Origin of the sequence: Mesorhizobium sp. WSM4312, assembly GCF_002294875.1 — a bacterium.
In the GTDB taxonomy this organism is placed as follows: Bacteria; Pseudomonadota; Alphaproteobacteria; order Rhizobiales; family Rhizobiaceae; genus Mesorhizobium.
In genome coordinates, this window is record NZ_NSFU01000004.1 from 279,888 (window position 1) to 296,751 (window position 16,864).

At 62.3% G+C, this 16,864-nt stretch carries 17 protein-coding genes; 10 read left to right on the plus strand and 7 right to left on the minus strand.

From position 1 onward, the window contains the following. The first annotated feature begins 254 nt into the window (after positions 1-254). Complete coding sequence (locus CK228_RS08405) at positions 255-1,802, plus strand: peptidoglycan DD-metalloendopeptidase family protein (protein ID WP_095787507.1); 1,548 nt, start codon at positions 255-257, stop codon at positions 1,800-1,802. A gap of 109 nt (positions 1,803-1,911) precedes the next feature. Here CK228_RS08405 and CK228_RS08410 read toward each other — a convergent pair whose 3' ends face one another. Next, on the minus strand, positions 1,912-2,802 hold the full coding sequence (locus CK228_RS08410) for an NAD-dependent epimerase/dehydratase family protein (protein WP_095787508.1): 891 nt from the start codon (positions 2,800-2,802) through the stop codon (positions 1,912-1,914). A gap of 111 nt (positions 2,803-2,913) precedes the next feature. Here CK228_RS08410 and CK228_RS08415 point away from each other — a divergent pair, with 111 nt between their 5' ends. Continuing rightward, positions 2,914-3,738, plus strand: a complete 825-nt coding sequence (locus CK228_RS08415) for an AraC family transcriptional regulator (RefSeq protein WP_095787509.1) — start codon at positions 2,914-2,916, stop codon at positions 3,736-3,738. Here CK228_RS08415 and CK228_RS08420 read toward each other — a convergent pair. Beyond that, positions 3,728-4,618 (minus strand): ATP-binding protein, encoded by an 891-nt coding sequence (locus CK228_RS08420; RefSeq protein WP_095787510.1) that lies wholly within the window; start codon positions 4,616-4,618, stop codon positions 3,728-3,730. The genes CK228_RS08415 and CK228_RS08420 overlap by 11 nt on opposite strands. A 288-nt stretch (positions 4,619-4,906) precedes the next feature. Here CK228_RS08420 and yajC point away from each other — a divergent pair, with 288 nt between their 5' ends. From yajC to CK228_RS08450, 6 genes are all read left to right on the plus strand, one after another. Further along, on the plus strand, positions 4,907-5,248 hold the full coding sequence (yajC, locus tag CK228_RS08425; protein ID WP_010909882.1) for a preprotein translocase subunit YajC: 342 nt from the start codon (positions 4,907-4,909) through the stop codon (positions 5,246-5,248). A 51-nt stretch (positions 5,249-5,299) separates the two neighbouring features. Beyond that, on the plus strand, positions 5,300-7,849 hold the full coding sequence (gene secDF / locus CK228_RS08430) for a protein translocase subunit SecDF (protein ID WP_095787511.1): 2,550 nt from the start codon (positions 5,300-5,302) through the stop codon (positions 7,847-7,849). 26 nt (positions 7,850-7,875) lie between these two features. Then, a complete protein-coding gene (locus CK228_RS08435) occupies positions 7,876-8,271 on the plus strand; it encodes an Mth938-like domain-containing protein (RefSeq protein ID WP_179295843.1) in 396 nt (131 codons plus the stop codon). Between the two features lies 1 nt (position 8,272). Continuing rightward, the gene (locus tag CK228_RS08440) at positions 8,273-9,124 is read left to right on the plus strand and encodes a phytoene/squalene synthase family protein (RefSeq protein WP_179295844.1); all 852 of its coding nucleotides are present in this window, start codon (positions 8,273-8,275) and stop codon (positions 9,122-9,124) included. Between the two features lie 79 nt (positions 9,125-9,203). Beyond that, a complete protein-coding gene (locus CK228_RS08445) occupies positions 9,204-9,632 on the plus strand; it encodes a hypothetical protein (RefSeq protein WP_095787512.1) in 429 nt (142 codons plus the stop codon). Beyond that, positions 9,632-10,582: a sterol desaturase family protein gene (locus tag CK228_RS08450; RefSeq protein WP_179295845.1), complete on the plus strand. Its 951-nt coding sequence runs from the start codon at positions 9,632-9,634 to the stop codon at positions 10,580-10,582. The genes CK228_RS08445 and CK228_RS08450 overlap by 1 nt, the downstream gene beginning before the upstream one ends. 10 nt (positions 10,583-10,592) lie before the next feature. On the opposite strand, the gene CK228_RS08455 is transcribed toward CK228_RS08450, so the two are convergent. The 4 genes from CK228_RS08455 to CK228_RS08470 form a co-directional block, all read right to left on the minus strand. Beyond that, a complete protein-coding gene (locus CK228_RS08455; protein ID WP_095772847.1) occupies positions 10,593-11,075 on the minus strand; it encodes a T6SS immunity protein Tdi1 domain-containing protein in 483 nt (160 codons plus the stop codon). A 111-nt stretch (positions 11,076-11,186) separates the two neighbouring features. Further along, positions 11,187-12,596: a methylenetetrahydrofolate--tRNA-(uracil(54)-C(5))-methyltransferase (FADH(2)-oxidizing) TrmFO gene (gene trmFO / locus CK228_RS08460; RefSeq protein ID WP_095787514.1), complete on the minus strand. Its 1,410-nt coding sequence runs from the start codon at positions 12,594-12,596 to the stop codon at positions 11,187-11,189. A gap of 567 nt (positions 12,597-13,163) precedes the next feature. Beyond that, entirely contained in the window at positions 13,164-13,304 is a 141-nt protein-coding gene (locus tag CK228_RS08465) for a DUF1127 domain-containing protein (protein ID WP_019858543.1), read from the minus strand. Positions 13,305-13,353: 49 nt separating this feature from the next. After that, the gene (locus CK228_RS08470) at positions 13,354-13,494 is read right to left on the minus strand and encodes a DUF1127 domain-containing protein (RefSeq protein ID WP_013531315.1); all 141 of its coding nucleotides are present in this window, start codon (positions 13,492-13,494) and stop codon (positions 13,354-13,356) included. Positions 13,495-13,729: 235 nt separating this feature from the next. On the opposite strand from CK228_RS08470, the gene CK228_RS08475 reads away from it, so the two are divergent. Then, positions 13,730-14,848 (plus strand): DUF2157 domain-containing protein, encoded by a 1,119-nt coding sequence (locus tag CK228_RS08475; protein WP_095787586.1) that lies wholly within the window; start codon positions 13,730-13,732, stop codon positions 14,846-14,848. Next, positions 14,845-15,429 carry a GDYXXLXY domain-containing protein gene (locus CK228_RS08480; RefSeq protein ID WP_095787515.1) on the plus strand — a complete coding sequence of 195 codons (585 nt, stop codon included), beginning with the start codon at positions 14,845-14,847 and terminating at the stop codon, positions 15,427-15,429. The genes CK228_RS08475 and CK228_RS08480 overlap by 4 nt, the downstream gene beginning before the upstream one ends. Positions 15,430-15,646: 217 nt before the next feature. Here CK228_RS08480 and CK228_RS08485 read toward each other — a convergent pair whose 3' ends face one another. Beyond that, the gene (locus tag CK228_RS08485; RefSeq protein ID WP_143750541.1) at positions 15,647-16,720 is read right to left on the minus strand and encodes a hypothetical protein; all 1,074 of its coding nucleotides are present in this window, start codon (positions 16,718-16,720) and stop codon (positions 15,647-15,649) included. Positions 16,721-16,864 lie beyond the last annotated feature (144 nt).

Below are 16,864 nucleotides of genomic sequence, written 5' to 3' on the forward strand. Positions count from 1 at the left end.
TGCAAATGGCTGACACCTGCGCTTCCCCGTTCTACTGCGTCGCAGTAGAACGGAGCTCACGTACTGAAGTACGCTCCGCTCCGGTTCTCGGTATCAACCATTTTCGACTTGGTCTGACCTGAATCTCGACGCGCCTCCTGCGCACTCGAATGTTTTAAGAAAATTTTCGTCGGATTCTAATGGGTTAACCGACCAGTAACATTAACGCGCTTTAATCCGATCCAGTTGGTGCAGCGTTTGTGCGGGTTAGTGCGATGCAACTCAGTGTTTTGAAGACAAACAGTCGCAATCTGGCGCGGGGCTGCGCTGTTCTCATGATTGCGGGGGCGGCCGCCGGGTGCAGTTCCCAGGCTTCGCGGTTCAACAGTGTCGACGACGTCTTCACTTCCTCGACCAACAATCAGCGCGCCATCATCAACAAGCAGGATGCCGTACAGCCCTATCCGGGCGATGTCTCGGCCGCGCCGCTTGACGGCAGCCACACGCAGTCGATCAGCCGCTCGAGCCTCGACCCGGTTTCGAGCCGGCCGTTGCCGCCGCCCGTTTCAGCCCAGGCGCAACCCGCGCCGGCGCTCGCGCCTGCCGCCAATCCAGTGCGTGTCGCTTCGGCGCCGGCCATGGTTCGGCCTGCTCCCCATGTCGACAGGACGACAACCGGCACCGTGGAGCCGGCCGCCAAGCCGTTCAAGAATGCCCAGCCCGACGCGCCGAAGGTGGCCGAGGCGGGCAGGCCGCACGCGACCGAGATCGTCGTCAGGGACGGCGAGACCATTTCCGGCCTGGCGGCGCATTACAAAGTGCCGGCCGATGTCATCATGAAGGTGAATGGCCTGAGCCCGACCAAGGGGCTGAAGACCGGCCAGAAGATCGTCATTCCGGCCTATGCCTATTCGAGCAAGGCCGAGCCGAAGGTCGCCGACGCCAGGCCGTTGAAGGACGGGCCGGCGAAGGATGGCAAGCACGACCTGCCGGCCACCGCGCCGGACAAGGTCGCCGTCCTGCCGCAGCAGCCTAAGCTCAAGGAAGGCAAGTCCGCCGCGCAGGTCGATGCTTCGGCCGCCGCAAGCCAGCCCAAGGAGCCCAAGCCGGCGCAGGTCGCCAAGGCAACAGGCGCCGCCGGCACCTACACGGTCCAGTCGGGTGACACGATGTCTTCGATCGCCAGAAAGACCGGCGTCGGCGTCGTTGCGCTGAAGCAGGCCAACGGCATGAAGGATGGCCTGCTCAAGATCGGCCAGACCCTGAAGGTGCCGGCCGGTGGAACCGCGACGGTCGCCAGCGCCAAGCCGGCAAAAGTCGATCCGGTGACCACGGCAACCACGCAGCCTCCGGCAAAGGCCACGCCGTCGGAAACGCTGGCATCCTATACGCCGCCGAAGAAGGACGCGAAGGTCATCCAGCAGGCCGAGGACGACGACGCGGTGGCGCCCGATGCCACGGGTATCGGCAAGATGCGCTGGCCGGTGCGCGGCCGGGTTATCGCCGGTTTCGGATCCGGCAAGGACGGCGTCGACATCGCCGTGCCCTCGGGCACGCCGATCAAGGCGGCCGAGAACGGCGTCGTCATCTACGCCGGCGACGGGCTCAAGGAATTCGGCAACACGGTGCTGGTGCGCCACGAGAACGGCCTGGTCACCGTCTATGGCCATGCCAGTTCGATCGAGGTGCAGCGCGGCCAGAAGGTCAAGCGCGGCCAGGAGATCGCACTCTCGGGCATGAGCGGTACGACGGACTCGCCGAAGCTGCACTTCGAAGTGCGCAAGAACTCGGCGCCGGTCGATCCCTCGACCTATCTCGAATAGAACAAAAAAGCGATTTTGCGGGCCGTCTGACCTCCAGTCCGGCCCGCCGGCTCAGCCCGTTCCGCAAGGAGCGGGCTTTTTCAGTTTGTGCAAAGCCCGCCCGCGCGGTTCACAGATGATCGCGGAGCGTGTCGGCGATCATCTCCTCGAGGCTGCTGGCCTTCACGCCCAGAAGTGCTTCTGTGTCGGAGGCATCCACCAGCAGGGGTCTTTCGAAGAGGTAGCTCATCTCGATGGCCTCATGCATGCCCAGGGATTCGATCTCAGGGGCGGAATAGGAACGTGTCCCTGAAACCTCTCGTCCGAGCACCGCCGCGGTTTTCTGGATGAGCTCCCGTGGTGAGGCGTATTGCGAGGGAACGTGAAACGCGCGTCCCCATTCGCCGTTGTAGCGGGCCGCCGCGACCAGCGTCCTCGCGACGTCCTTGGTGAAGGTCCAGGCATGGGGTGCGTCGAGGTCGCCAATGAAGGCGGTAGGCTTGCCCTCGATGATGGAGGGCAGCGCGATCAGTGAAAAATAGCTGATCGCGCCATGTCCGAGATAGTCGCTGGAGCGTATTTCGATCGCCGGTACGTCGGCACGAACCGCCCGCTGCCACATGATCGTCCTGGCGGTTCCCTTCCTCGAAGTGGGATCCAGGGGCAGGTCGGAGCGAAGCGGGCTATCGGCATTTTCCCCATAGCCATAGAGGTTTCCGAGCACGATGAGTTTGGCGCCGACCGCTTCGGCCGCGCGCACGGTGCCATCGATGATGGGGAAAAAGTCGATCGGCCACCGATCATAAGCGGCCATGGCACACATGAAAATGGCATCGGCACCTCGGCAGATACGCGACAGTTCCGAGGCATGCGTGGCATCGGCCTGTATGGTCCGCACGTTCGGCAGCGCGTTCGAACCGACGCCTCGGCTGGTGAGAACGACATCATGTCCTTCCTCTCCAAGAAGGCGCGCGGTCTCGCGTCCAACCGGGCCCGCGCCGACGACAACATAGAAACTCATGGCAACCTCTCTTCCAAGCTTGATGGAGAGGCGTGCGTACAGGTTCGCGGCATTGAAAATCGCGCGGGAATTGCCAAATCTTGAACAGGTTTCGCCACGAATCGAGAGAGCATGCGTCCACAATTCGCTCCGGCCCGATCCCCATCCGACGTCGCAATGATCTCCCGGCACATCGAGGCAGGTGTCCATCGTCTGCCGCGGGCGCCGCACCATCGTGTCATGGTGCATGCAAGCGCGGCGACACGCTCCTACTGCAATCAGGTTGGGCGCCATTTCGTCAGGCGCGCCGGCGATATCGACCTGGTACCAGCTGGCGAGGAGGGCGGTTTCGAGGCCGAAACCGCGTTCGACACGATCGAGATCGTCTTGCAGCCAGCCCTGATGGAAAGGGTAGCGGCGGAACTTGGCGGCAGGGCGCTGATGTCGCGGCTCGACACGCGCCACCTGCTTCGTGACCAGCGCATCGAGCATCTCGCTCGCGCGCTCCAGAGCGATCTCGATGCGGGCGCACCGAGTGGCTCTCTATTCGCCGACAGCATTGGCGCCGCGCTGGCGGTCAGGCTGCTTGGTGCCGACGATATGGACATCGAACGAACGAACCGCCTGTCGGATATCCAGCTCAAGCGCGTCCTGGAGCACATCGAGGCCGCTCTCCACGAGCCGCTCTCGATCCATCGGCTGGCCCGGGTGGCCGGCGCGAGCAGCTCGCACTTGCGGACATGGTTCAAGGTGGCGACGGGCGTCACACTGCATCGCTATGTGTTGCGACGTCGGGTCGAACGCGCGCGTGCCCTGCTGCAGCAGGGAGATCTCAGCACCAGCGAGGTCGCGGAATTGACGGGCTTCGCGCACCAGTCACATCTGGCGCATTGGATGCGCCGCGAGATCGGCCAAACGCCGCGCGACGTGCGACGGGCGCGACGCCTCAATCCTTGAGCGGCTTGCCAAGCCGGCCGGCCAGATCCTGCGTGAATTGCCAGGCGACGCGGCCCGAGCGGCTGCCGCGCGTCGTCGCCCATTCCAGCGCCTCCGCGCGCAGCTGCCCGGGGTCGATGTCGAGGCCATGATGGCTGGCATAGCCGTTGATCATCTCGAGATACTCATCCTGCGAGCATTTGTGGAAGCCGAGCCAAAGCCCGAACCGGTCGGAGAGCGAGACCTTCTCCTCGACCGCTTCGGACGGGTTGATGGCGGTCGAGCGCTCATTGTCGATCATGTCGCGCGGCAACAGATGGCGGCGGTTCGAGGTGGCGTAGAAGATGACATTGGCCGGGCGGCCTTCGACGCCGCCTTCAAGTGCCGCCTTCAACGACTTGTAGGACGTGTCGTCATGATCAAAGGACAGGTCGTCGCAAAACAGGATGACGCGGAAGGGCGCGGTCTTCAGCATCCCCATCAGCTTCGGTAGCGTATTGATGTCCTCGCGGTGGATCTCGATCAGCTTGAGCGGCAGGTCGGATTTAGCCTTTTGTGATTTGGCCCGGGCATTGATCTCGGCATGCACGGCCTTGACCAGCGACGATTTGCCCATGCCGCGGGCGCCCCACAACAGCACGTTGTTGGCGGCAAAGCCGGCGGCGAAGCGCTCGGTATTGTCGACGAGGATGTCGCGGACGCGATCGACACCGCGGATCAGGCCGATGTCGACGCGATTGACCTTGCGCACCGGCTCAAGATAGCCGGGATCCGCCTGCCAGACGAAGCAGTCGGCCTCGCGGAGGTCGGTTTCAGGCACCGGCGGCGGGGCGAGGCGGCCGACAGCCTCGATCAGGCGGTCAAGTTTCTTGTTGAGGGCGTCGATGATGCTGTCGGTCATTTCAGGTCTTCTGGCTCGTTTCGTGGGGCAGGCAGGTGGGACACGTTCGAATCCGTCGGGTTCGAAACCGGTCCCAACCTTTTGTTCGAGCGTGATCTTTTCTGTAAACCGGCTCTCGCTTTTCGCGATCCTGCTCTAACACGGGCGAACAGGCCGGAAAAGCAGCCGATTTGGTCGGTCGCGCAGTTGCATTGACAACTTTACCGACTATATTCCGGCCAAATTTCAAGGGGCCGCCAAACTCCGCAGGACGGTTGGCGGCTGTTTTCAAAATTCAGGAGTACCTCGATGTTCGTGACACCGGCATACGCCCAAGGCATTGGCGGCGCCTCTCCCGATATGTTCATCAGCATTTTGCCGTTTGTCCTGATTTTCGTGATCATGTATTTTCTGATCATCCGCCCTCAGCGCACGCAGCTGAAGAAGCGCGGCGAGATGCTGGCGGCGGTCCGCCGCGGCGACACGGTCGTCACCGGCGGCGGTTTCGTCGGCAAGGTGACGAAGGTGATCGACGACAACGAGCTCGAGATCGACCTTGGTGGTGGCACCAAGGTGACGGCGCTGCGCTCGACGATCGCCGATGTGCGCGTCAAGGGCGAACCGGTGGCCAACCAGAACGCCAAGAAATAACCCAATTCAAGGCGGAGCGATCCGCGGACACGCTCTGACGGACGACGCCATATGCTGTATTTTTCGCGCTTCAAGATGATCCTGATCTGGGTGGCCGTCGCCATCACAGTGATCCTCGCCGCGCCCAATCTGTTCCCCGCCAGCACGTTGGCCCAGCTGCCGAGCTGGGTGCCGAAGCGGCAGATGACGCTCGGCCTCGATCTGCAGGGCGGTTCGCACATTCTGCTGGAGATGAACCAGAACGATCTGATCAAGGATCGATTGGAGACGACGCGCGACGAAATCCGCACGCTGCTGCGTGACGCCAAGATCGGCTATACCGGCCTTGCCGGCACCGGGCGGACCTTGCAGGTGCGCATCACGGACCCGGCCCAGCTCGACGCCGCGAAAAAGGCGTTGAAGACTTTGACCGATCCTGTCGCCGCTGGCCTGTTCTCCGGTGGCTCCATCCAGGAAATGTCGCTGGATGATTCCGAGCCGGGCCTGCTCAAATTCACCGTCACCGACGCTGGCATCAAATACCGCACATCGACCGCATTGGCGCAGTCGATCGAAGTGGTCGAGCGCCGCGTCAACGAACTCGGCACCACCGAGCCCATCGTGCAGCGGCAGGGCGACGACCGCATCCTTGTGCAGGTGCCAGGCCTGCAGGATCCGCAGCGGCTGAAGGAAATCCTCGGCCAGACCGCGAAACTGACCTTCCAGATGGTCGACCAGTCGATGCCGGTGCAGGACGCGCTCAAGGGGCGCCCGCCCGCAGGCTCCTCGGTGCTTTATTCCCAGGACGATCCGCCAGTTCCGTATCTGATCGAAAACCGCGTCATCGTTTCGGGCGAAAACCTCGTCGACGCGCAGGCGACCTACAATTCGCAGAACAACGAGCCGGTGGTTTCATTCCGCTTCGATTCGAAGGGCGCCGCCCGCTTCGGCCAGGCGACCTCGCAAAATGTCGGCAAACTGTTCGCCATCATCCTCGACAACCAGGTAATCTCGGCGCCGCAGATCCGTGAACCGATCCTCGGCGGCACCGGCCAGATATCAGGCAATTTCACCGCCCAGAGCGCCAATGATCTCGCCGTGCTTTTGCGAGCCGGCGCGCTGCCGGCGACACTGACGGTCATTGAGGAACGCACTGTCGGACCGGGCCTTGGCCAGGATTCGATCCATGCCGGCAAGGTGGCCGGCATCATCGGTTCGATCCTCGTCGTTGCCTTCATGTTCGTTGCCTACGGCTTCCTCGGCTTCCTCGCCAACATCGCGCTGGCGGTGCACGTGGCGATGATCGTCGGCCTGCTGTCGCTGCTCGGCGCGACACTAACCTTGCCGGGTATCGCCGGTATCGTGCTGACCATCGGCATGGCGGTCGATTCCAACGTGCTGATCTACGAACGCATCCGCGAGGAGCGACGCGCCGGCCGCTCGGTGATCCAGGCGATCGATACCGGGTTCTCGAAGGCGCTGGCGACGATCATTGATTCCAATGTCACTTCGCTGATCGCGACAGTGGTGCTGTTCTATCTCGGCACCGGCCCGGTGAAGGGCTTTGCCATCACCTACGCCATCGGCATCCTGACCACGGTGTTCACCGCGTTCACCTTCACCCGCATGCTGGTGTCGATCTGGTTGCGCCGCGCCCGTCCGAAGGAATTGCCGAAGGCCCCGGTGACCTTCATTCCGCCGGGCACCAAGATTCCCTTCATGGGCATCCGTCGCTGGACATTCACGCTCTCGAGCGCGCTGTCGATCCTGTCCGTGGTGACGTTCATGACCGTCGGCATCAATTACGGCATCGACTTCAAGGGCGGTTCGCTGATCGAGGTGCAGGCCAAGAACGGCAATGCGGACATCGCCGACATCAGAGGCCGGCTGTCGGATCTCAACATCGGTGAGGTCCAGGTGCAGCAGTTCGGTGCGCCAAACGACGTGCTGATCCGCGTCGGCACGCAGGATGCCGGTGAAAACGCCGAACAGACGGTCATCGACAAGGTGCGCGGCGAGCTGCAGGACAATTATGACTTCCGCCGCGTCGAAGTTGTGGGGCCAACGGTTTCCGGGGAGTTGGCCAAGCAAGGCACGATCGCAATGCTGGTCGCGCTGGTCGGCATCCTGGTCTATGTCTGGTTCCGCTTCGAATGGCAGTTCGCGGTCGGCGCCATCGTGGCGACGGTGCACGATGTGGTCATGACACTCGGCTTCTTCGTCATCTCCGGGCTTGAATTCAACCAGTCATCGCTGGCGGCGATCCTGACCATCATCGGCTATTCGCTGAACGATACGATCGTGGTCTATGACCGCGTTCGTGAGGATTTGCGAAAATACAAGCGCATGCCGCTGCCGCAACTGTTGAACAACGCCATCAACGAGACGCTGTCGAGAACGACGCTGACCTCGGTGACGACCAGCTTGGCCCTGCTGGCGCTGGTTTTGTTCGGTGGCGAGGTGATCCGCTCGTTTACGCTGGCCATGCTGTTCGGCGTCGTCTTCGGCACCTATTCGTCGATCTTCATCGCGGCACCGCTGCTGATCCTGTTCAAGCTGCGGCCGCAGGCTTCGGCCGACGAGGAGAAGCCGGTCAACGGCGGCAAGGCGGTCGCGACCTGACGCGCGGCCCCGAAGGGGTGACGAAAGTGGTGACCGGCAAAGGCATCGTCATCCGCGAGGCGCACTTCCCCGGCCGCGCGTCGATCGAGGCCTATGGCAATGGCGGGTTCCGCTTTGCCGACATGTCGCATCGCGGTTCGCTGCTGTGCCTGCCATCCGGCATCCATGGCTGGGAGCCGGCGGACGCTTCAGCGCTGACAGTGGCCGATTTCGAAAAACTGCTGGCCGAGGCCGACAAGGTCGAGATCCTGCTGGTCGGCATGGGCAAGGATTTGAGGCCATTGCCGGCGGCGCTGCGGGCGGCGTTGAAGGAGGCCGGTATTGCCTCCGACCCGATGTCGACCGGGGCTGCGGTGCGGACCTACAATGTCCTCCTGGCGGAAGACCGCGCCGTGGCTGCCGCGCTCATCGCCGTCGAGTGATATGTCGCAAAATGCCAAAATCGTCATGGACGCGGTGCGCGCCGCCGATCATGACCGCTATCTGACGGTACTCTACGCGCCGGCCGACAAGCGCGATGCGCTGTTTTCGCTCTACGCTTTCAATGCCGAAATCGCTGGCATCCGCGATCGCATCCATGAAGCATTGCCGGGCGAGGTTCGGCTGCAATGGTGGCGTGACCTCATCGCCGCCGACAGTGACGGCGCAGCCGTCGGCCATCCCGTCGCCGACGCATTGAAGGCGACAATTTCTGGCCATCACCTGCCGAAACTGGCGTTCGACAACATGCTGGAGGCGCGCATCTTCGATCTCTATGACGATCCGATGCCGTCGCGCACCGACCTGGAAGGCTATTGCGGCGAGACGGCTGCCGCACTGATCCAGCTTGCGGCGATGGTGCTCGATCCGGTCGAGGCGCCTCGCTTCTCTGAACTGGCGGGCAGGGCGGGCTGCGCGCAGGCCATGACCGGTCTCCTGCTTCTGTTGCCGCTGCATCACAGGCGCGGGCAGTGTTTTGTCCCGGCCGACATTCTGGCGGCGGCGGGATCGACGCCCGAGGAATTTGTTGCCGGCGATGGCGGGCCTGGGGCGCGGCGCGCCGTAGCGGCGATGACCGCGCTGGCACGCGAACACCTTTCAGCTTTCGAGCAAGGCGCCGCCGTGCTGCCGGCGTCGTTGCGCCCGGCATTCCTGCCATTGGCGCTGTCGCGCGCCTATCTCGACAGGATGGAAGGCTCGCGCCATTCGCCGCTCGACGGCGTCGCGCGGCTGTCCGCCTTGCGCCGGCACTGGCTGCTGGTGCGGCGGGCGAGCAAGGGCTGGCCGGCACTTTGACGTAAACGTCAATCGTGCTAAGGATTTGGCCGTGCCGGGAACTGTCGCCAGAGATGACAGGCCGGCCCGGAGGAAATCCATGAGCTTGCCCTTTCTGGTCGTGATCGTCGTCCTTGGCATTGCGCTGTCGGTTGCAGCGGTGCATTTCACCGGCGGCAGCAAGACGGCCACGCTGGCCGATCCCGATCAGGCGTTGCACCGTTTCGCCGAGGATTTTCCCGACGAGATGGTTGCAACAGTTCGCCTGACGGCGGACGCAAAAACGGCATTTCTGGACCTTGGACGAGGGCGCACCGGCATCGTCCACGGCATCGGCGACTGCTTCTTGACGCGCATCGTCACGGCTACGGACGTCTCGGTGTCCAGGTCCGACCAGGCGAACACAATTCAATTGCGGCTGAAGGACTTCACCTGGAAGGGCGGCCGCTTCCGCTTCGCCAATGCCGGCGATGCACAGGCCTTGCTCAAGGCTCTTGCAGCACGCCATGCCGCCAGGGAGGCCGCGTGATGGACAGCTATGATTTTCCGCAAGTTACCCAGTTGGCCATTCCGTTCTTCGTCGCCGCCATCCTGATCGAGCTCTGGCTGGTGCGCACCGGCCGCGCGAAAGGCTCGTTCGAGACGCGCGACACGCTGACCAGCCTGATGATGGGCACCGGCAATGTCGTCGCCGGGCTGCTGCTTGGCGTCGTCTCCTACTGGGCGCTGCTGTGGCTGTGGCAGTTCCGCGTCTTCAATCTCGGCCTGTCGGTCTGGGTGTTCCTCGCCGCCTTCCTGCTCGATGATTTGCGCTACTATGTCTATCACCGCATCGCGCACCGGGTGCGCTGGGTGTGGGCCGAACACGTCAACCATCACTCAAGCCAGCATTACAATCTGTCGACGGCGCTCCGGCAGAGCTGGACGGGCCTGTTCACCTTCATGTTCGTCCTCCAGGCACCGCTGGTGCTGCTCGGCTTTCACCCCGCGGTGATTGCCTTCACCTTCGGCTTCAACCTTGTCTGGCAGTTCTGGATCCACACCGAGGCCATCGGCAAGATGTGGGGCTGGTTCGAGTTCATCTTCAACACGCCCTCGCACCACCGCGTCCACCACGCCGCCAATCCACGCTATCTCGACGCCAACTATGCCGGCACGCTGATCATCTGGGACCGCATGTTCGGCAGCTTCGTCGAAGAGCTGGAAGAGGACCGGCCGCGCTATGGCATCGTCAGGAATCTCGGCACCTTCAACCCGCTGAAAGTGGCGTTCCACGAATGGATCGGCATGTTCAGGGATGCGTTTGCGCCGGGTATTACGCTCAGCGATCGCCTGAACTACCTGATCAAGCCGCCCGGCTGGAGCCATGACGGCTCGCGCGAAACTTCGGAGAGCCTGAAGGCGGCCTATGTCAGGCGCAATCCTGCCGAGGCGGGGAAGCCGGGATTGCCGATGGCGGGTGCCGAGCCGGCGGAGTAGCGTTACGCGCCTAATCGATCACCTTGAGCCGTACCCTTGAGCCGTCGGACAATTCGCTCAGCCGGCGATGAATATCGGCCATGCCTACGAACTGCTCACTCACGGGGACCACAAACATGTTTTCGACATCGAATTTGCCCTCGGCAAAGGCGGGCAAGATGGTGAAGCCGTAGCATTCTCCCGTCTTCGGCTTCTTGTCTGCGGCGCGAAGGCGTTCCACAAGCGGCGGGAGGAACCACTCGTCAACGAGATCAGTACGAAGCCTGATCATCTCCTCAAAATCCGCCCGATTGTGAGCCACCTGTTCGACCAAGCCCGTCCCGGTATCGAGCCAGTGAACCCCGTTGTTCGGCTGCTCGATAAACACGCCTCCAACCATTGAGCAAACAACCGGGTTCCAAGGCTCCGGTAAAAGCCACGACCACGCTTTTGCCGCCGCCAGCGCGACGTCCGGTTCAAGTTGGAAAGCGATCTCCGGCCAGGTGACGCTCATCGGACCTCCACCATGAAGGTAGAGCTAGATGGAGAACTTCTGCAACTAGTCCGTGAAGAACTCTACTTGATGCGGCCGAGACCGGGGCAGATTGGAGTATGCAATTAAAGGCTACTCTGCCGCCTCTGCCCGCGCCGGCAAACCCAGCCATTGCCGGCAATCGCCCAGCGCGCGCGATGTGATGGCATGGCGCTTGGCAACCGTCTTGTCCTTGCCGCGCAGACGCTTGCCTTCGATCTTCACCGCTTCCACCGGCGGGAACAGGCCGAAATTGACATTCATCGGCTGGAAGGAGCGTTTGCCCGGCTCGTCGTCCGAAACGATGTGGCCGCCGGTGATGTGGTTGAGCAGCGCGCCGAAAGCCGTGGTGAGCGGTGGCAGGGACGGCGCATGGCCGAGCCGCTCGGCGGCGGCGAAACGGCCGGCGAGCAGGCCGATCGCGGCACTTTCGACATAACCCTCGCAACCGGTGATCTGGCCGGCGAAGCGCAGGCCCGGACGCGATTTCAGCTGCAGCGAGGCGTCGAGCAAGGTCGGCGAATTGATGTAGGTGTTGCGGTGCAGGCCGCCGAGGCGGGCGAAGTCGGCGTTTTCCAGGCCCGGAATGGTGCGGAAGATGCGGACCTGTTCGGCATGCTTCAGCTTGGTCTGGAAGCCGACCATGTTGTAGAGCGTGCCCAGCGCATTGTCCTGCCTTAGCTGGACGACGGCATAGGCCTTGACCGTCGGGTTGTGCGCGTTGGTCAGGCCCATCGGCTTCATCGGCCCGTAGCGCAGCGTCTCGACGCCGCGCTCGGCCATGATCTCGATCGGCAGGCAGCCGTCGAAATAGGGCGTGCCTTCCCATTGCTTGAATTCGGTTTTGTGGCCGTCGATCAGCGCCTGGACGAAGGCGAGATACTGCTCCTTGTCCATCGGACAGTTGATGTAGTCCTTGCCGGTGCCGCCGGGGCCGACCTTGTCGTAGCGCGACTGGAACCAGCAGGTGTCCATGTCGATCGTGTCGAAATGGATGATCGGCGCGATGGCGTCGAAGAAGGCGAGCGCATCGGCGCCGGTCGCCTCGGCGATCGACTGGGCCAGCGATGGGGCGGTGAGCGGTCCCGTGGCGATGATCGCCTGGTCCCAGTCCGCCGGCGGCAGGCCGGGAACTTCCTCGCGCTGGATGGTGATCAGCGGGTGCGCCTGGAGCTTCTTCGTCACGGCCTCGGAGAAGCCGTCGCGGTCGACGGCCAGTGCGCCGCCGGCCGGCACCTGGTTGGCGTCGCCGGCGCTCATGATCAGAGAGCAGGCCAGTCGCATCTCGGCGTGCAGCAGGCCGACCGCGTTGTTCTCGGCGTCGTCGGAGCGGAAGGAATTGGAACAGACGAGTTCGGCCAGGCCATCGGTCTTGTGCGCGTCCGTGCCGCGAACTGGGCGCATTTCATGCAGCACGACGGGAACACCGGCCTGCGCGGCCTGCCATGCGGCTTCGGAACCGGCGAGACCGCCGCCGATTATGTGTATGGGATTTTTGCTCATGAGCGCCGGAATAATCGCTTGGGGCGGCGATTGCAATTGCCGTGCTTGGTGCGGGCAAACCGCAGATGGTGAACCAGGCGCCGAAAACAACAACACCCGCCGGGGGAGGAGGTCCGGCGGGTGTCGTTTTGGGGGTCGATCCTCGGGAGGAGGTGAAGATCGACCGTATTCGCCATCGCCGGGGAGGAGGTCGGCTTTGACGAAATCTCTTTCGCGTTTTGAAAAGGGGCGAAACCCTTTGGAGCAAAATTCATTTTGCTCCGGGGAAACAACGCCCGCCGCGGGAGGAGGTGCGGCGGGCGCCGTTTGGTTGGCCAACCCTCGGGAGGAGGTGAAGGTTGGACCTATTCGTCATTGCCGGGGAGGAGGTCGGCTTTGACGAAATCTCTTTTGCCATCTTTTAAAAGGGGCAAAACCCTTTGGAGCAAAATTCGTTTGCCCCGGGAACAGCGCCCGCCGCGGGAGGAGGTGCGGCGGGCGCCGTTTTGGTGGTCAACCCTCGGGAGGAGGATAAGGGCTGACCGTTCGCTGGAGGTCGGGGAGGAGGTCGACCCCAGCGAAATTCCGTTAGATCGCCCGGCGGGCGATGATCTTGATTTCGTCGCGGACGATACCGAGATCATGCAGCTGGCGGTTCGAAAGGCGACCCAGCTCGGTAACCGTCTCGCGATATACGCGCCAGTTACGATAGTTGCGGATCAGGTTCATTGTCGTTCTCTTTTCGGAAACTTGTTCGGACCATTTGCGGTCCGAAAAATTAGACCGCCTTGCGAGCGACGTAAGGAATGTCGCTGCGGCTGATGCCGAGGTCGGTCAGTTCGCGGTTGCTCAGGCGGCTCAGCTCGGACACTGTGTCCCTGTAGCGGCGCCAGTTGCGATAGTTGCGGATCAGGTTCATGGTAGTTCTCGTTTCGTCTTTCTTGCGGATCATTCCGTTTGTGTACGAACTATAAATAGGCGGGCTCATATCGATTTAAAAGCGCTATGGCTGCATGGCAGCAATGCAAATTGTGCAATGCAACATTAACGCGCCTTCATGGACCCGACACAAAGAAGCCAGAATCGGAAAGTGCCGTGACGTCAACGGTTTGGCTGGTTCGGTTAAAAAAACGACCTAGCGGGGGATGCAGGACATGGCGGGCTATTCGACACGGGTCAGATCCGACATTGTGCGGTGGCTCCAGGCAGGCCTGATCGACGCCGCGACGGCCGACGCCCTGACGCGAGACGTCGAGGCGAATACGCGCAAGTCGCTGAGCTTCGGTTCGATCCTGGCCATGATGGCGGCCCTGCTGTTCGGCGCGGCCATCCTGATCTTCGTCGCTGCCAACTGGGATGCCATTCCGCGGCTGGCGCGGGTCGCGGCGCTGTTTGCCATCATCCTTGGCTGTTATGTCGGCGGCGCGGTGCTGAAGACGCGCGACCATGCGGCGATCGGCGAAGCCCTGTGGATCGTGGCGGCGGCTGCCTTTGGCGGTTCGATCGCGCTGATCGGCCAGATGTACCATCTGTCCGGCGACGAGGCTTCCGCGCTGGTCACCTGGGGCGCCGGAACGGCGCTGGCGGCGGTCGCGCTGCGGTCGAACCCGCTGACCGTCGCTTCGGTCGGCATCGCCGACGCCTGGCTGTTCCTGAAGGGGTTCGACTATTACAGCCGCAGCGAGTTTCCGCATGCCTTCGTCGTCATGGCCATCGTGCTGTTTGCCGTCTCGTTCTGGACCCGCAGCCAGGCCGCGCGGCATCTGATCATCCTGTCGCTGCTCTTCTATCTCGTGCTGTTGGCCGGGAATCACGCGACGCTGCCGGTGGCGATCCCTCTGGTCATCGTCTCCGCCGTGCTCTTCGCGGCTTCTGTCTTCGCACCGGAACCTGTCGACAGGATCGTGCAACTCGGCGGCCGCTTGCCCCTGCATGCGCTGCTCGCCTTTCTTACCGGGCTGGCCATCATCCAGTTCGAACTGGCCGACGAAAGTACTTACAACAGCGGTTTCGCCATTGCCTCGGTCGTCGCGCTGGCCGGCATCGTCGCCGCCATCGTGCTGGCGGGACGGGAGAGCCGTGGCCTGCGCTGGCTTGCCTATCTCGGCTTCGCCTTCGAACTCGCCATGATCTATGTCGTGACCTTGCAGTCCATGCTCGACACGGCCGGCTTCTTCCTTGCCGCCGCGGTGCTGCTCGGCATCCTGGCGATCATCATCATTCGCGTCGAAAAACGCATGAAGGGTCCGGCAACGGGGGGAGCCACCGCATGATGATCGGAAAGAGGCTTGTTATCTCGGCGCTGGTGCTGGCGCTCGTCCAGATCGGCTTCCTGAGCTGGATCATCGCCGGCCGGGCGGCGATCCTGCGCAACGGCAAGGAAGTGCTGCTGAGGATCGAACCCGTCGATCCGCGCGATCTGCTGCGCGGCGACTACATCATCCTCGGCTACGCGATTTCGCGCATTCCGGTGAAAATGATCGCCAACATTCCCGCCGGCAAATTCTCCAGCGACGATACGTCGATCGTGGTCCGCCTGAAAAAGGGTGCTGACGGCTATTGGACGCCGACCACCGCCTGGTTCGGCAAGGCGCCGGCGCCGACCGCTGCCGACGAGGCTGATATTGCAGGCCATGTCGCCGAAGGCTGGGATCTGCGCAGCGAGGGCATGACCATCGCGCCGGACTACGGCATCGAGCGGTTCTACCTGCCGGAAGGCGAGGGGATGGCGATCCAGAGCGACATGCGGGTGCGCCCGTTCGGCATAAGGCTTGCGCTCGCCAGCGACGGCACCGCGCAGATCAAGGCATTGGTCGACGGCGACAAGACGCTATTCGAGGAACCGCTATATTAATAACGATGGATGCCGGTTATCGGTGCGAAGCAAGACCAGACGCCTCTAAATCAGTGTAAGGCCTTGCCGTACAAGCGTTGCGGCAGCGCGGCACCGGAATGGACTCACTTTGTATCAACTGTGGTGCCCACCGGGAGGGGCGAGTGCCACTATGCGAAATAGCTGAACAGATTTTTCGCAAGAGAGTTCACCGACTCAGGATGGAGGACTCCGCTGGTCAACTCCGGACCCTACTCGTCTCGGCGATGATTTTGAGATAGGGGCCAGTCGATATGGTGTAGCTAAAGTCTGCTACGCCTTTGTCCTGCTTGTGTGTCGAGGGGCTGCGCACGACCCAGTCATACACGCCAGAAACCATGCAGCGATCGTTTGCACAGGTGACCACAATGCTGTCAATGCGGACGTTATATATGCGTTCAGGCCATCGCCGGTAATAGTTCCTCTTGTCCTGAATGATCGAACTCAGGTTCGTCAACTTGCCATAATAGTCGACGGTGCGAGCGTAGGACGCCTGAACTTGAGCAAGAGCGAAATCGTCGTTGTCGCCATGATGCTCGATCAGATCCTTGACGAAGGCGACCGCAGCGCTCTCCGCCTGTTGCCTTGCGTCGGGTGCAGGCACTGGCACGGGCGCAGGATCTGGCCGCGTCGACACCTGCGACGTATCCACGGGCGATTGGTTCGCTGCGACATTGGTCACACGCAACTCTGCCATTTCGCTGGCCGATAGGTATCTTATGTCATGCTTGTCATAGCTCGACGCCAATTCAATCAGCTCGGGGTCCACTCCCATCTCGACTACATAGGATGTGATTGCGGCCGTTCCGAGCTCGACACGGGCCTTGGCTTCTTCTCTGGAAATCCCGTCAGTCCATTTCAACCAAGCCCGATGAATGCCGATAGTACCTGGTTCGGCAACACGGTGGACGCCACCCAAGAAGGCCAGTGAGCAGGCTGAAGCGCACTGCAATTGGCGAACCTGAAGCGTATCCAACCCCGCCGCGCGGATCATACGCCCCAACCGAAGCGCGCTGCCGACGTTGCCGCCGGGGGAGTTGAATACGATCATCCGGGCCCCGCTGCCCGCAACCGCGTTGCTAAAGGCGTTCAGGGGTTCATTGTCTTTGAACTCTCCGGAAACAACAAGAAACGGCTGCTGCCCTGGAGACGAAACAGGCGTGTATTCTAGGGCCTCAACCTGAGATGTTGCCGCCGCTACAATCGACCCTACCGCCAGAACTAGAGACAATACACGCACAAACTGACAGAGCCCCAACCTGCCTTCAGCCAATAAGAACCTGTCTACGCGCTATTTCAAGAGCCTTCTTTGAAAGTTGGATTACGTGGGGGCCATTCGCCGAAAAGATTGGTGCAGATGAAGGACCCCCACGTCTTTCGGCACCGGACCCTAAATCCAGGGCATCTACCAGTTCCG